This is a genomic window from Amycolatopsis kentuckyensis, from assembly GCF_002155975.1.
Classification (GTDB): Bacteria; Actinomycetota; Actinomycetes; order Mycobacteriales; family Pseudonocardiaceae; genus Amycolatopsis; species Amycolatopsis kentuckyensis.
This window is the reverse complement of the sequence record NZ_MUMI01000109.1, coordinates 1-15219: the sequence shown is the minus strand read 5'-3', so window position 1 is coordinate 15219 and position 15219 is coordinate 1. Positions and strand designations below refer to the sequence as shown.

Annotated in this window: 13 protein-coding genes; 11 read left to right on the top strand and 2 right to left on the bottom strand. The window is 69.6% G+C overall.

The window, feature by feature from the left end:
* Positions 1-140 precede the first annotated feature (140 nt).
* The 6 genes from CCN39_RS12055 (at position 141) to trmB (ending at position 5110) form a co-directional block, all read left to right on the top strand.
* Positions 141-1079, top strand: a complete 939-nt coding sequence (locus tag CCN39_RS12055; protein WP_086841329.1) for an ABC transporter ATP-binding protein — start codon at positions 141-143, stop codon at positions 1077-1079.
* A 17-nt stretch (positions 1080-1096) separates the two neighbouring features.
* Positions 1097-1849 carry an ABC transporter permease gene (locus CCN39_RS12050; protein ID WP_086841327.1) on the top strand — a complete coding sequence of 251 codons (753 nt, stop codon included), beginning with the start codon at positions 1097-1099 and terminating at the stop codon, positions 1847-1849.
* A 106-nt stretch (positions 1850-1955) separates the two neighbouring features.
* Positions 1956-2870: an ABC transporter ATP-binding protein gene (locus tag CCN39_RS12045; protein ID WP_086841325.1), complete on the top strand. Its 915-nt coding sequence runs from the start codon at positions 1956-1958 to the stop codon at positions 2868-2870.
* Positions 2867-3622, top strand: coding sequence for a hypothetical protein (locus CCN39_RS12040; RefSeq protein WP_086841323.1), 756 nt, complete (start codon positions 2867-2869; stop codon positions 3620-3622). Before CCN39_RS12045 ends, CCN39_RS12040 begins: the two co-directional genes overlap by 4 nt.
* A 160-nt stretch (positions 3623-3782) precedes the next feature.
* Positions 3783-4352, top strand: coding sequence for a hypothetical protein (locus tag CCN39_RS12035; protein WP_086841321.1), 570 nt, complete (start codon positions 3783-3785; stop codon positions 4350-4352).
* Positions 4353-4438: 86 nt separating this feature from the next.
* On the top strand, positions 4439-5110 hold the full coding sequence (gene trmB, locus CCN39_RS12030; protein WP_434781100.1) for a tRNA (guanosine(46)-N7)-methyltransferase TrmB: 672 nt from the start codon (positions 4439-4441) through the stop codon (positions 5108-5110).
* Between the two features lie 106 nt (positions 5111-5216).
* Here trmB and CCN39_RS12025 read toward each other — a convergent pair whose 3' ends face one another.
* On the bottom strand, positions 5217-7466 hold the full coding sequence (locus CCN39_RS12025) for an ABC transporter permease (protein ID WP_086841316.1): 2250 nt from the start codon (positions 7464-7466) through the stop codon (positions 5217-5219).
* Positions 7463-8164 (bottom strand): ABC transporter ATP-binding protein, encoded by a 702-nt coding sequence (locus CCN39_RS12020; RefSeq protein WP_086841314.1) that lies wholly within the window; start codon positions 8162-8164, stop codon positions 7463-7465. The genes CCN39_RS12025 and CCN39_RS12020 overlap by 4 nt, the downstream gene beginning before the upstream one ends.
* 173 nt (positions 8165-8337) lie before the next feature.
* Between CCN39_RS12020 and CCN39_RS12015 the strand changes: the two genes are divergently transcribed.
* The 5 genes from CCN39_RS12015 to CCN39_RS11995 all read left to right on the top strand — a co-directional run.
* On the top strand, positions 8338-10128 hold the full coding sequence (locus tag CCN39_RS12015; protein WP_086841313.1) for a sensor histidine kinase: 1791 nt from the start codon (positions 8338-8340) through the stop codon (positions 10126-10128).
* A complete protein-coding gene (locus CCN39_RS12010) occupies positions 10125-10775 on the top strand; it encodes a response regulator (RefSeq protein ID WP_086841310.1) in 651 nt (216 codons plus the stop codon). Before CCN39_RS12015 ends, CCN39_RS12010 begins: the two co-directional genes overlap by 4 nt.
* Positions 10776-10798: 23 nt before the next feature.
* Positions 10799-12106, top strand: a complete 1308-nt coding sequence (locus CCN39_RS12005) for an amidohydrolase family protein (RefSeq protein WP_086841308.1) — start codon at positions 10799-10801, stop codon at positions 12104-12106.
* 228 nt (positions 12107-12334) lie between these two features.
* A complete protein-coding gene (locus CCN39_RS49365) occupies positions 12335-12784 on the top strand; it encodes a chromosome partitioning protein (protein ID WP_143264021.1) in 450 nt (149 codons plus the stop codon).
* 92 nt (positions 12785-12876) lie between these two features.
* Positions 12877-15219: tetratricopeptide repeat protein (locus CCN39_RS11995; RefSeq protein WP_143264020.1), on the top strand; the 2343-nt coding region annotated here is incomplete at its 3' end.

Sequence of the window (15219 nt, the reverse complement as noted above, 5' to 3'; positions counted from 1 at the left end):
CACGGATCGCGCATCGGCCGAAGAGCCAGCAAGGTACTACTCAGGTAGGGGGCCCGGTTCGGTCTCCAGGGTGACGCGCGAACCGGCTCCGACCCGCGACGATGAACGCGTCGTAAGCGAGGGGCGGAAGAGGAGCAGTCATGATCGAGGCAACGGGCCTCACCAAACGGTACGGAAAAACGCTGGCGGTGAACAACCTGTCGTTCTCCGTGTCCGCGGGCCAGGTCACCGGCTTCCTCGGTCCGAACGGGGCGGGCAAGTCCACCACCATGCGGATGATCCTGGGCCTGGACAACCCCACGGGTGGCCAGGTCACCATCGGGGGCAAGAAGTACCACGAACTCAAGGAACCGCTGCGCACCGTGGGCGCGCTGCTCGACGCGAAGTGGGTGCACCCGAACCGCTCGGCGCGCGCCCACCTGCTGTGGATGGCGAAGTCCAACCGCATCCCGGCCACCCGCGTCGACGAAGTCCTCGAGACGGTCGGCCTGACCAGCGTCGCGAACAAGCGCGCCGGCGGGTTCTCGCTCGGCATGTCGCAGCGCCTCGGCATCGCGGCCGCCCTGCTCGGCGACCCCGAGGTGCTGCTGTTCGACGAGCCGGTGAACGGCCTCGACCCGGAGGGCATCCTCTGGATCCGGAAGTTCATGCACCGGCTGGCCGAGGAAGGCCGCACGGTCTTCGTGTCGAGCCACCTGCTTTCGGAAATGGCGCTGACCGCCAGCAACCTCGTGGTGATCGGCCGGGGACAGCTGATTTCGCAGTCGTCCACCGAAGACTTCGTCTCCCGCGCGGCCGAAAACACGGTGAAGGTGCGTTCTCCGCAGCTGGCCGAGCTCCGGGACGCCCTGCAGCGCGCCAGCGCGGGGGTCGTCGACGACGGAGGTGCGCTCGTGGTGTCCGGCATGGACAGCGACAAGATCGGCGAGATCGCCGCCGCCAACCGGATCGTGCTGCACGAGCTGAGCCCGCAGACCGGCTCGCTCGAGCAGGCCTTCATGCAGATCACCGGCGACTCCGTCGAGTACCACACCGGCCTCGACGCCGAGGCGCAGCACGTGCTCGAGTCCGCCAAGTAACCGGGGAAACCAAGATCATGAACCTGCTCGCGGTAGAACGCATCAAGCTGTTCTCGACCCGCTCGCCGTGGTGGTGCGCGCTCATCACCCTGGCCCTGACCGTCGGCTTCGCCGCCATCATCGCCGGCGCGTCGCCCGCCGACGAACCGCTCTCGGTGGCCGCCACCCAGTTCGGCGGCTCCCAGTTCGGCATCGCCGTGGTCATGGTGCTCGCCGCCCTCGCGGTGACCACCGAATACCGCTTCAACACCATCCGCACGACGTTCCAGGCGGTGCCGCACCGCTCGCCGGCGCTGATCGCCAAGGCGCTCGTCGTCGCACTGGTCGCGCTGGTCATCGGCGAGATCGCCGCGTTCGGCGCCTGGGGCCTCGGCCTGCTCATGCGGCCGAACGACAACCTGGGCCTGCACGCCACGCAGGACTGGCTGAACGTCGCGGGGCTCGGGCCGGTGTTCGCCGTCAGCGCGGTGCTCGCCGTCGCCCTCGGGATCCTCATCCGGCACAGCGCCGGCGCGATCGCCCTGCTGCTCATCTACTACTTGGCCGTCGAGGAGCTGGTGCAGCTGATCCCGAAGGTCGGCCACCACATCCACGAGTGGCTGCCGTTCAACGTGGCGAACAAGTTCCTGCGCGGCTCGGCCATCGCGGGTGACGGCCCGGCGCCGTCGGACTCGCCGCTGAGCCCGGGCTGGGCCTTGGCCTACTTCGCGGGCATCGCCATCGTGTTCCTGCTCATCGCGCTCGGGGTCGCGAAGAAGCGGGACGCCTAGGGGGTAACAGGGGAAAAGGGGGAAACACCGGATCCGGGTCGCGCTGTCGGGGGGCGACCCGGATCCGGTGTTTCGCAGTAGGCTCACCTCGACGGACGGGGAGCCCATGATCGAAGCGACGGCACTGACCAAGCGGTACGGCGCCACCACCGCGGTCAGCGAACTGACGTTCACCGCGCGGTCCGGGCGCGTCACCGGCTTCCTCGGCCCGAACGGCGCCGGCAAGTCCACGACCATGCGGCTGATCCTCGGCCTCGACCGCCCCGACGCGGGCCGGGTGCTCGTCGACGGCGTCCCGTACCGGGAGCTGAAAGATCCACTGAGGACGGTCGGCGCGATGCTGGACGCCACCTGGCGCCACCCCGGCCGCAGCGGGCGCGACCACCTGCGCTGGCTGGCCGCGACCAACGGCATCCCGGACCGGCGGGTCGACGAGGTGCTGGCCCTGGTCGGCCTGACCAGCGTCGGCAAGACGCGGGTGCTGCAGTACTCGCTCGGCATGCAGCAGCGGCTCGGGATCGCCGCCGCCATGCTCGGCGAACCGCGCGTGCTGCTGTTCGACGAGCCGGTGAACGGCCTCGACCCCGAGGGCATGGCGTGGATCCGGCAGCTGCTGCACGCGCTGGCCGACGAAGGCCGGACCGTGTTCGTCTCCAGCCACCTGCTGCCCGAGATGGCGCAGACCGCGCAGGACCTCGTGGTGATCGGCCGCGGCCGGCTGATCTACCAGGGCACCATGGACGACTTCATCGCACAGACGAGTGAACACGGCGTGCGCGTCCGCACCCCGCACGAGGACCGGCTGCGCGCGGCACTGACCGGGCAGGCCGAGTTCACCGAAACCGGCGGCGCCTTCGTGGTGTCCGGATTGGACAGTGACCGGATCGGGCAGCTCGCCTTCGACGCCGGCGCGACGCTGCACGAGCTGAGCCCGATCACCGGCTCGCTCGAGCAGGCCTACCTCGACCTCACCCGCGACGCCGTCGAGTTCGCGGTGCCGTCTCCGGAGGCCTCCCGATGATCGCCAACCTCCTCCGCGCCGAGCGCATCAAGCTCTTCAGCACCCGGGCGCCGTGGTGGTGCCTGGCCATCGCGATCGCCGCGCCGCTCGGCTTGACCACGCTGATCTTCGCGCTGGCCGGGACCGAGATCCCGCCGACCGTCGGCAACACCCAGCTCGTCAGCGGCAACGGCCGGACGGTGCTGCTCGTCTTCGCGGTGCTCGCGACCGCCTCGGAGTTCAACTGGGGCACCATGCGGCTGACGTTCCAGGCGGTGCCGAGCCGCGTGCCCGCGCTGCTGGCCAAGGTGGCGATCGTCGGCGCGGTCGGCACGGTGCTCGGGCTGGTCGTCGGCTTCGGCTCCTGGGGGCTGGCGTCGCTGGTGCAGCCGGACGCCGACCTCGCGCTGCATTCGGCCGCCGCGTGGCGCTCGGTGCTCGGCCAGAGCCTGGTCTTCCTGTTCACCGCGGTCGCCGGGGTCGGCGTCGCGCTCCTGCTGCGCAGCGTCGCCTTCGCGCTGACGGCGGTCCTCGTGTGGACACAGGTGCTGGAGGGCGTCCTCGTCTTCATCCCCGGCGTCGGCCGGCACATCTACCAGTGGATGCCGTTCCACGCCGCCGACGAGTTCGTCGGGACGGGCGGGTTCGCCGCGGGACCGCTGGGGCTGGCGCCCGCGCCGCTCAGCCCCTGGGGGTACCTCGGTTACTTCGCGGCGATCACCGTTGCCCTGTTCGTGGCCGGTGTACTCGTCACGGCACGACGCGACGCCTGAGCGTGACCGCGGTCTCAATACCGCACAAAACCTTGTTAACAAAAGGTGAAACAACTGTGGCTTCTCTCACAGGCACCGGACATACTGCTACGACCAGGCAAGATTCATAAGAGAGAGCACCGGACCCGTCTGAACTCCCCCCTGGAGGTGAATCTTGACGGTGGACACCGGGCAAGAATTGGGCGGCACGATTCCCCGAGCCCGCGTCGAAGACGACGCTCCCCGGCTCGAACCCATGCTGGACCTCGAATGGTCGCGGGCGATCGAACTCCCGCAGGCCGCCATGACGGCGGCGACGCCCGCGGAACTCCGCCGGGCGTGGGTGCACCGCGCGCCCGAAGACAGCGTCCTGGCCCTGTTCCGCGCTTCGGCCGGGATGGCGGGCCCGATCCCCGCGCCGTGGTGGCTGCGCGCGATGGCGGACGGCAAGCTCGATTCCCGGGAACAGGGTTTCCGGGTCGAGGACCGGATCGCGCAACTGCTCGGCAGGCGCCCGGGGTGGGAATTCGTCCCGTGGGCCGCGGACGGTGAATCCGGTTACTGGGAGTTCATGCCGTCCGAGCGGGGTCAGTCGGGGCACGCGATTCCCACGACGGTGATGAACACCGACCGGCACCCGGGCTGGATCGACGTCCTGCCCGCGCACACCGGGCGGACCCCGGACCCGATCCCGGTGGCCGGGCTGGCCGGGCTGCGATCTCGTCTCGGGGTGTTCGAAGCCGTTCGTTGATCCGTCCATGCCCCCGCCACCACCCTCAACGGAGGCGCTGCGCGCCCAGCTACATTTCGCGGGTGGAAAACGAGGACGGACGTCGGCTGCGCAGCGTGGTCAGTTACGTCAAGCGCGGTGGCCGGATGACCGTCGGGCAGCAGCGGGCGTGGGACGACCACTGGCCGCGGCTGGGCCGCACGGTGAGCGAGCTGCCCGAAGGGCCGCTGGACTTCACCGCGTGGTTCGGCCGCGAGGCGCCGGTGATGCTGGAGATCGGCTCCGGCATGGGCGAGACGACGTCGCAGCTGGCCGCCGCGGCACCGGAGCTCAACTACGTCGCGGCCGAGGTCTACGACCCGGGCCTCGGCCAGCTGATGCTGCGCGCCGAAAAGCTGGGTGTCGAGAACCTGCGGCTGCTGCACGGCGACGCCGTCGTGCTGCTGACCGAGCACGTCGAGCCGGGGACGCTGCACGGCGTGCGGCTGTTCTTCCCCGACCCGTGGCCGAAGAAGAAGCACCACAAGCGGCGGATCGTGCAGCCGTCCTTCGCGGCGCTGGTGGCGTCGCGGCTCGCGCCGGGCGGCACCTTCCACATGGCGACCGACTGGGAGAACTACGCCGAGCAGATGCTCGAGGTCTGCTCCGGCGAGCCCGCGCTGCGCAACCGGTACGACGGCTGGGCGCCGCGGCCGGAGTGGCGGCCGGTGACGAAGTTCGAGCAGCGTGCGGACGTCGAAGGCCGCGTCTCGCACGACCTCATTTTCGAACGGCGCTGAATCCGGAGTGACTGAAGGGGACTCTCCCCGGATCCCCTGCGGAGAAAGTCCCCTTCAGCTCACCACCCCCGGTGCTCGCCCCTCCCCCGACAGAGGGGCGAACGTCCTATTCGTCGGCCAGCGGTTCGGCCTGGACCCGCTTGAGGGCGGGCGTGCAGACCGACGCGCCGAGCAGGGCCACCCCGACCCCGAGCACCACCGGCGCCAGCAGCCACGGGCTGAGCACGATGCCGCGCGCGTCGACCATGCTGTAGAGCCCAACGCCGACCAGTACCCCGACGATTCCCGCGCCGATCGTGGCGACCAGCGCCGGCAGCGCGGCTTCCATCCGCAGCGCCCTGGCCAGCACCCGCACCGGGGTGCCCGCGGCCATCAGCGCGCCGAACGTGCGACGGCGGTCCATCACCGAGCCCGCGGTCGCGACCGCGGCACTGCAGCCGGCCAGGATGCCCGCCGCGATCAGCCCGATCACGGTGACCCGGCGCAGGTCGCCGAGCTCGGTCTGCTGGTTGTACAGGTACTGGTCGCGGCTGCCGATCTCCGCGCCCGCCGCCGGGCCGGCCAGCGCCGTCCGGACGGTCTCGCGGTTCGCGTCGGTGGTCGGCGCGACGACGGTGTAGTCGGTCGGCGTGAAGCCGTCCGGCAGCGCGGCCGGATCGACGATCAGCGTTTCCGACAGGTCCGCGTCACGGGGGTGCACGGCTTCCACCCGCGTCCCCGACTTCGCGGCCACCGTGGTCCCCTCCCAGTTCGTGGCGAACTTGTACTGCGCCAGGTCGATCGCCGAGTCACCGAAGACGGCCGGGCCGCCCGCGCAGTTCTCCGGCGTGAGCCCGTAGCGGGTCAGCTCGACGGCGTCGGCACAGGTCATCACCAGTGCGCGGTGGCCGTACCGGTTGGGGGCCTGGCCCTTGACGAGGTACACCTCGCCGACCGCGACCGCCTTCTCGTTCTGGCCGTACTTCTGCAGGGACGCGTTGGCCTGGTCGACGATCCTGGCCGCGCTGTGGTCGGTGGCGTCGACGTAGAGCACGGAGTCGACGTAGGACCGCCCGCCGCCGGCCATCGATTCGAACGTCGGCAGCAGCGTCAGCGCCATCGACCCGGCGAACACCGCCAGCACGATCCCGGCGGAGGCCCGGTAGGCGCCCTTCGGGTCGTCACGCAGGCGGCGGCCGGCGAGCAGCGCGGACGGGCGCCGCCAGATCCGGACGAACGTGCCGCCGACCGCCGACGTCACCCACGGCCCGACGATCGCGGCCGAGCCGACCAGGAAGAACAGGCCCGCCATGACCAGCCCGATGCCGCCGTAGTCCTTCGCCGTCGTCACCGCGACGAGGAAGAACAGCCCGGCCGCGGGCAGGGCCAGCAGCCGCCACCAGCGCAGCGGCTTCTTCGTGTGGCCGCCGGTGGCGAAGAGCGGGTTCTTGAGGACGCGGCGCAGGCCGAGGATGCCGGCCAGGACCACGAGCACCGGGATGGCCACGACGATGAACACCGTCAGCCCGATCGGCAGCGCGAAGTCGGCCGCCAGCCAGGTGCCCCCGGCCCACGGGACGAACGACGCGAGGCCGTGCAGCGCCGGGCTGATCAGCAGCCCGAGCAGCGCTCCGATGCCGGCCGACAACGTCGTCTCGGCGGCCACCATGTTCGTGACCTGCCCCGGCGTCGCCCCGGCCAGCCGGATCGCGGCGAGCCGCCGTTCGCGCCGGGCCGCGGTCAGCCGCGCCGAGGAGGCGACCAGCACCAGGCTCGGCACCAGCAGCACGATGATCCCCACCCAGGACAGCAGCATGAGCAGCGCGTCCGGGCTCGCCTTCCCGCCCGGGAAACCCGCCACCTTGTCGGCGTTCTCGGGCATCGCGTCCGGCGTGTGCCCGGTCAGCGCGACCAGCTGCTCGGGGAACCGGAGGCCGTCCTCGCCGAGCGCGCCGACGGGCTTGCCGAACCGGTCCCCGAGCTGCGCGGCCGGGGTGGCCTGCAGGAGCCGGCCGAGCGCGGGCGACACTACGGTCTCGCCGGGGCCGGGCAGCTGCGGCACGCCCGGCGGCAGCTGGATCGACCCGGGCGTGGCCCCGGGCGCCAGCGCGACGTCGACGCGGACGATCTGCTTGCCGTCGAAGTAGTCCCTCGACGCGTTGAAGAGCAGGTTGACCGGGCCGTCGGCGCCGTGGCTGTAGAACTGCTCGCCCTGCCAGAGGGCACGCTGTTCGCGGTTCTGCGTGGCGAACGGCAGCGTCGCCAGCAGCAGCACCAGCCCGGTCGCGACGGCCACCCCGATCGCGGTGAGGATCGCCGACGTCCGGGTCCGCCGGTCGACCCGCAGCACCCGCAGGGCGATCTGGAGGGAGTTCACGCGGCCAGCCTCGTCGCGATCAGGCCGTCCCGGATGGAGACGGTCTTGGGCATCGACTCGGCCAGCTCGCGGTCGTGGGTCACCACGATCACCGCGGCCCCGGTCTCGTGGGCGGCGCCGAGCAGGGCGTCCATCGTGTCGCGGCCGGTGCGCGTGTCGAGCGCGCCGGTCGGCTCGTCGGCGAAGATGACCTTCGGCCGGTGGGTCAGCGCCCGGGCGATCGCGACGCGCTGGGCCTCGCCGCCGGACAGCTCGCCGGGACGGCGGCGCTCCTTGCCGGCCAGGCCGAGGCGGGAGAGCCAGACGCGGCCGGCGTCGATGGCCTCCTTGCGCCCGAGCCCGGCCAGCAGCGACGGCAGCGCGACGTTCTCTTCGGCCGACAGCTCGGCCACCAGCATCCCCGACTGGAACACGAACCCGAACTCGGTGCGGCGCAGCTCGCTGCGCTTCTTCTCGCCGAGGTGGTCGATCCGCTGCCCGGCCAGGAAGATCTGCCCGTCGTCGGCCCGGAGGATGCCGGCCAGGACGTGCAGCAGCGACGTCTTGCCCGAGCCGGACGGCCCGACGATGGCGACGGCGTCCCGCGGCTGGATGTCGATGTCGATGCCGGCCAGGGCGTGCTGGGTGCCGTAGCGCTTCACCAGCCCGCGGCCGGACAGCACCGGGCCGTTCGTCGCGTGTGGCGTGTTCGGGTCCACGAGGTTCTCCCTGTCGGTTGGGATCTTGATGCCGACGAGCCTCGCCCAAACCACGGGGTGTCCACTTCGGGCAGACGGCCAGTGACTCCCCGGGCTCCCTCGGCCGATCGGCCGAGGGACGGCGGGCCACTCGGCCAAGGTGCGGGTGCCGGGGAATCACGTAACGTCACATTGTGCCTGCCGCGCCCCTGCCGAAAACGCTCCACACCCGCGCCGCCGCCCTGGTGCGGCGCATCGGCGTGCCCTCCGCCGTCCTGTTCGCCGCGCTGCTGTTCGACCTCATCTACACGACGCAGGCGGCGCTCGACGAGCACGGCCCGCGCTTCGTCGACTTCGGCCTGCTGCCGGGCATCCTCGCGATGGTGGCGTGCGGGGTCTGGGCCCAGAAGCGGGCCGCCGTCGCCGGGGTGGCCGGTGGCGGGGTGCTGATCTTCTCCACCCTCTTCATCCACGCGTTCCACATCCCGCCGTACTCCAGCGTGCTGCCGAAGGTGACGATCACCGAGGTCGTGGCCGGGGTGCTGATGGTCTACTACGTGACCCGCCGGGCGCGGGCGGGCGTGGCGTTCTGCGTGGTCGGCTTCCTGGTCGTCGCGGGCCTCGTCGCCGTCTTCGGCCGCTACGCGGGCGTCGGCGAAATCGACGGCGGCACGGGTACCCAGGCGCTGCTGTTCGGCCTGCTGCTGCTCGTCGGCCCGCTGGTGCCCGCGATCGCGGCCCGTGACCGCGGCCCGCGCGCCGATCCGCGGACGCGGCGGCTGCGCCGGGTGAACGAGCTGGCGATGGGGCAGTGGCCGCTGATGGGCCTGCTCGCCTTCGCGCTGCTCTTCGAATTCGGCTACACGTACTCGAACACCGCCCGCGGGTTCCCGATCCTGTTCTGCTCGATCGTCGCGGCCGTGATCGCGGTGCTGTCCCCGCGGCGGCCCGCGGACGCGCTCCTCGGCCTCGCCGGGATCATGCTGCTGTCCGCGGTCATCACGCCGTTCCTGCAGCTGCGCTCGTTCGACTACCCGGTGCCGGGCGGCATCCCCGCCACGCAGATCGTCGCCGGCATGGGCGTGGTGGTGAACCTGACCCGGGCCCGCGGGCTGAGCCAGTCCTGGGCACGGGTCGCCGTGCTCTCGAGCGTCGTATCGCTCGGGGCGATCCTCAACTCGGACGCGCGCCGCGGCCTGCAGACCGATCCCCAGACCCTGTCGATCCTCGCCTTCGCCGCGACGCTGATGCTGGGCATCTCCATCGCCGTCGGCCTGATGCTGCGGTCGCGGGACTCCGAGCGCACCCAGGCCGTGCAGTCCGCGGTGAGCGACGCGCAGACCGCCGAGCGGATGGCGCTGGCCCGCGAGCTCCACGACGTCGTCGCCCACCACGTCACCGGGATCGTCGTGCAGGCGCAGGCCGCGCGGATGATGGCCGAGAAGAAGCCCGAGATCGCGGTCGAGGCGATGGCCCGGATCGAGAACGCCGGCGTCGAAGCGCTCGCGGCGATGCGGCGGCTGGTCCGCTCGATGCGCGGCGACGCACCGGCCGGGATGAGCGAATTCAGCGAGCAGGCCACCACCGACCTCGGCGCCGACCTGCGGAAACTGGTCGAAACCGCGAACCACGGCGTGCCGACGTCGATGCACCTCGACCTGCCGCCGGACCTGCCGCACGAGGTCGGCCGCTCGGCGCTGCGGCTGGTGCAGGAGTCGCTGACCAACGTCGGCAAGCACGCCTCGGGCGCGACCGAGGCGTTCGTCGTCGCCGAGGTGCAGGGTGCCGAGCTGCACCTGCGGGTGACGGACAACGGGCGTGCGACGGCGCACCGGCCGGCCGGCGGATCGGGCGGCTACGGTCTGGTCGGCATGCGCGAACGCGTCGCGCTGCTCAAGGGCCGGTTGTCGGCCGGGCGGAGCCCGGACGGCGGCTGGCGCGTCGAAGCTTGGCTGCCGCTGGCGGCCGGAGAAGGGGACGAGTGATCCGGGTACTGATCGCCGACGACCAGGAGATGGTGCGGATGGGCTTCCGCATGATCCTGGACGCGCAGGACGACATCGAGGTCGTCGCCGACGTCGCGGACGGCGTCTCGGCGGTCTCGAAGGCCCGCGAGCTGCGCCCGGACGTCTGCCTGCTCGACATCCGCATGCCCGGCCTCGACGGCCTGGAGGTCACCCGGCAGCTGGCCGGCCCGGACGTGGCCGACCCGCTGAAGGTGGTCGTGGTCACGACGTTCGACCTCGACGAGTACGTCCACACGGCGCTGCGCAACGGCGCGTCCGGCTTCCTGCTGAAGGACGCGGGCCCGGCACTGCTGATCGAGGCGGTCCGCGCGGCCGACCGCGGCGACGCGCTCGTGTCACCGCAGATCACCGTGCGGCTGCTCAAGCACTTCAACGGCGGCGCGGTGAAGCCGCAGGCCGCCACACCGTCCGAGCCGCTGACCCCGCGCGAAATGGACGTGCTGAAGGCGGTCGCACGCGGGCTGACGAACACCGAGATCGGCGCGGAGCTGTTCATGTCGCTGTCGACGGTGAAGACGCACCTGGCGTCGGTGCAGAGCAAGATCGGCGCGCGGAACCGGGTGGAGAGCGCGGCGTGGGCGTGGCGGAGCGGAGTGGTGTCGTAATTTTGGGTGCGTAGTATCCAGAGATGCAACGCCGTTTCCACGCCCCTGTCGTTCTCCCGGCCGACCCGTCCTGTTCGCTTCTCCGTGACGCGGTCGTCGATGTCGACGCCGATGGGCGCATTTCGTACTGCGGACCGGCGGCCACCGCCCCCGGGTCCGCCGCACCGGTCACCACCCTGACCGGCATCCTGCTCCCCGGTCTGGTCAACACGCACGCGCACAGCCCGATGACGCTGCTGCGCGGCATGGGCGGCGACCTGCCGCTGCTGCCGTGGCTCAACGAGATCATCTGGCCGGCCGAGGCGAAGCTGCGCCCGGAGGACATCCGCACCGGCATGCTGCTCGGCTCGGTCGAGATGCTCCGTCACGGCGTCACGACCAGCGCGGAGATGTACTTCGAGGGCGAGCAGCTGGTCGACGCGGTCCTGACGACGGGCGGCCGCGTGCTGGTCGCGCCCCCGGTGATGGAGCTGCCGGGGCTCGACTGGAAGGCCCAGCTGGCGGGCATCGAGCGCTGGATCGACACGGACGGCCTCCGCTTCGGCCACGGCGACCGCATCGAGCTCGGCTACGGCCCGCACTCGGCGTACATGCTGTCGGCGGAAGCGCTGCGGGCGACGGCGGAATCCGCTGCTTCGCGCGGCGCGCTGGTGCAGATCCACGTGGCGGAGGCGGCGGCCGAGGACACGGCCGTGCGCGCCTCGCACGGTTCGGTGCCGACGCTGCTTCGTGAGCTGGGCATGCTGGACGGCCGGATGCTGGCCGCGCACGCGATCCACCTCTCGGACGAGGACATCGCGCTCTTCGCGGCGCACGGCGTCGGCATGGCGCACTGCCCGGGCTCGAACGCGAAGCTGGCTTCGGGGATCGCGCGGATCGCCGACCTGCGGGCCGCGGGGGTTGCCGTCGGTCTCGGCACCGACGGCCCGGCGTCCAACGACGACCTCGACCTGTGGGAAGAACTGCAGCTCGCGGCCATGTTCGCCCGGCTGGCCACCGGTGACTCGACGGTACTGACGGCGGCGGACGTCTTCCTGCTGGCCACGCGCGGCGGCGCGGCGGCACTGGGCCGGTCCGACATCGGCGCCCTGGAGCCCGGCCGGTGGGCCGACCTGGTGCACGTCGACCTGGACGACCCGGCCTTCGCGTGCGGGCTGGACGTGCCGGACGTGCAGTTGCTGTCGAACCTCGTGTGGGCGGCCGGGTCGCGGCGGGTGCGGGACGTGTGGGTCGCGGGCGAGCAGGTCGTCGCCGACGGTGAGCCGGTGAAGGTGGACCGGGCGAAGGTGCAGGCCGGCGTGGCCGAGACCGCCGCCCGGCTGCGGGCTTAACGCGGATCCGGCGGGCGCTAACCGACTACGCCATGGAGCTAACGGGAGTCGAGCAGGCGTCCGCTCCGGGATCGCTCTGGCCGTTTGACTTGGGGTTCGACAGTCCACCCAATGCCGGCCGGTTGGTTGCGGTGAGGCGCGAAGTAGCCGCGAGATGTTGCGTTTTAGCGTTGCCGGACGACTGTGTTTGTGTTGTGAGACACATTGGCACGAGAGGACTTACTTCCAGTGGGTGTCGAAGTCGTTCTGGTTGCGTTGGTTGCATGGGCGGTGGGTAAGGCCCGCCGAGCGGGGAAAACGCTGGATGGCGTCGTCGACGAAGTGATCGACGCTGGGGCAGCCCGGGCGCGAGACAAGGTCCGGGACGTGGTGCTGAACAAACTCGGGTCCGACTCTGCTGTGAAAAAGCTTGAGACAGAGATCTCCGAGACCGGCCAGGTATCCGAACGAACTCAGCGGCGAGTCACCGACGCGGTCGAAGACGCGGTCGAAGACGACGAGTCCTTTGCTGCTCAACTCAAGGCAGCGCTCACCGAAGCCGAGCAATACCCGGCCTTGGTCGCCACGCAAGGCGGCACAGTAGTCTCTGGAACGGCTACTGCCAGTGGCCAAGGTAGCGTCGCGATCGGGGCCGCCGGGCGCGACGCGACTGTCATGCAGCCGCGGGACCCTCGCTAGCCGGGTCGGGTGTAGAGCAGCCCGCCACCGGCACCGCCACCGCTCACCCCGCCGCAGCTGAACTCGTCTCGGCATCGCCGACCACGAGCTCTGTGAGCGCCAGCGCCCACGCCGAAACGGGAGGCGTCGCCGCCGGCGCAGCCGGTCGTGACATCGTCAACCATGTTACGAACTACATCGCCGCAACGCCGGCGATCGAAGTTCGTGAAGGGGTCGGCGCACCCATTGCTGTTTCAACGGAGTCCGCACGGCTGGCCGAGCTGGTGGCAGTGCCACTCGCCGACTTCGACGCTACCAGGCAGTTACGCGGCCGCGAGTCGATCGTTGGCTCCTTCATTCGGCGCTTTCACGAATCCAGTGACAGTGGGCGCATTCACCTATTGCACGGCCTTGGCGGTAGCGGAAAGACGTCGATCGCCGCAGAAATCGCACGTCAGGCTTCACAGGACGACGTGACCGTGTGGTGGGTGTCAGCCGTCGATAGTGCCAGCTTTGTGTCCGGCATGCATACGGTCGCACGCCTCGCCGGCGCCACAACCGAAGAACTACAACCACCTGCCGCTGCCGACAACCTTTGGCGCCGGCTCGGCGCTCTACGCAAGCCATGGCTGCTGGTGGTCGACAATGCCGACGATCCTCGAGTACTGGAGACAACCTCAGATCGAAAGCCAGGAACGGTCGCTTCTGGGCATGGATGGATACGCCCACTTGTCAAAGGGCCCGGCTTGGTGGTCGTCACCAGCAGGCGAGGACCGGATCCCGTCCAATGGGGCAAGTGGATCGTTTCACACCCTGTGAAGATGCTTGATTCTAGCGACGGCGCCAAGATTCTTTTCGACTACACTCGCGGTCGCGGTGGCAGCGAGGCTGAAGCCCGCCGCCTCGCGGAGCGACTCGGCGGGCTTCCTCTGGCTCTGTCGCTTGCTGGGTCTTATCTCGCCGAAGCCATCAGAGATCCCTGGTCCGGACCCGCCACGGTCACCACGTTTGACCGCTACCGAGCAGCACTCGACGAAGGTCGTGTCGATGTGTTGGAACCATCCTCCGGTGAGGATAGCGATCAGCCAGGTGAGCGAGACTCGCGGCAACTGATCGACGGCATCTGGCAACTCGCCACGGAGCTCCTCAAAAGCCGAAATTTGCCATTGGCGGGTCCGTTCATGCGACTGCTGTCACAATTCGCCAATACCCCCATTCCCTATCAATTACTACTAAGCCAGGCGACACTTACCAGCTCCCGGATTTTCGCCCATTTGGATCATGCGCAGATAAGATCCCTTCTTCGTTACACGGCGGATCTCGACTTAATCGATCTACCCTCCATTGCCTCCACCACCGAGGCGGCAGTCAACACTGAGCCACCCGTCCTTTACGTGCATCCACTCATGAGAGATGCCAGTCATCGATATCGTGATCCGCTTCACGGCGACGTCGAATACCTGGTGTTGGCCTCGCGATTGCTGGTTGATGCGACAGCCGCCGAATCGGACACATCCCCACAAGACCATCGACGCTGGCCTACCTGGCACTTATTAGCGCCACACGCCTTCCACCTTACCCACGCGTTACCGCTCGTCTCCGAACTAGACTTCACACTGGGCGAGCAACTGGCTCACACTGTCGATCTAGCCACACAATATCTATTCTATCGAGGGCTCCGAAATCAGGCAGAGGTAGAGTTCAAGAAGCTATACAGTATTTGTCGCGAAACTCTCGGTATCGAACATCCCCAAACTCTTTCCGCACGCCATGGATCCGCCACCATTCTCAAGTGGAGTGGCAATTCCAGTGAAGCTCAGATCGAATTCGAAAACATCTTCGAGGCTCGGAGCCGGGTTCTCGGCGACGAGCACGCGGACACCCTTATTGCTCGGCACAGTCTCGCCAGTGTACTTCGGGACCGCGCCAACTACGCCGACTCCCAAGCCGAATACCAAGCCACCGTCGAAATCCAACGCCGAACCCTCGGCAACGAACACCCCAACACCCTCACCACCCGACACAACCTCGCCGGAGTACTCAGGGACCGCGGCAACTACGCCGACGCCCAGACCGAATACCAAGCCATCATAGAGATCCAACGCCGCGTCCTCGGCGACGAACACCCCGATACTCTCGCCGCACGGCACAGTCACGCCGGAGTACTCAGGGACCGCGGCAACTACGCCGACGCCCAAGCCGAATACCAAGCAGTCCTCGAGACTCAACGCCGGGTTATGGACGACGAGCACCCCGACACCCTTGTCACGCGGCACAACCTCGCCGGAGTACTCAGAGACCGCGGCAACTACGCCGACGCCCAAGCCGAATACCAAGCCATCCTCGAAATCGAATGCCGGGTCCTCGGCACAGAACACCCCCACACCCTGACCACCCGGCACAACCTCGCCGGCGTGCTTCAGGACCTCGGCAACCACGCCGACGCCCAAACCGAA

Bases quoted from the DNA above. Each gene is read 5' to 3' on its own strand.
- CCN39_RS12050 (WP_086841327.1), top strand. From the start codon at position 1,097: ATGAACCTGCTCGCGGTAGAACGCATCAAGCTGTTCTCGACCCGCTCG.
- CCN39_RS12005 (WP_086841308.1), top strand. From the start codon at position 10,799: ATGCAACGCCGTTTCCACGCCCCTGTCGTTCTCCCGGCCGACCCGTCC.
- CCN39_RS12045 (WP_086841325.1), top strand. From the start codon at position 1,956: ATGATCGAAGCGACGGCACTGACCAAGCGGTACGGCGCCACCACCGCG.
- CCN39_RS12040 (WP_086841323.1), top strand. From the start codon at position 2,867: ATGATCGCCAACCTCCTCCGCGCCGAGCGCATCAAGCTCTTCAGCACC.
- CCN39_RS12055 (WP_086841329.1), top strand. From the start codon at position 141: ATGATCGAGGCAACGGGCCTCACCAAACGGTACGGAAAAACGCTGGCG.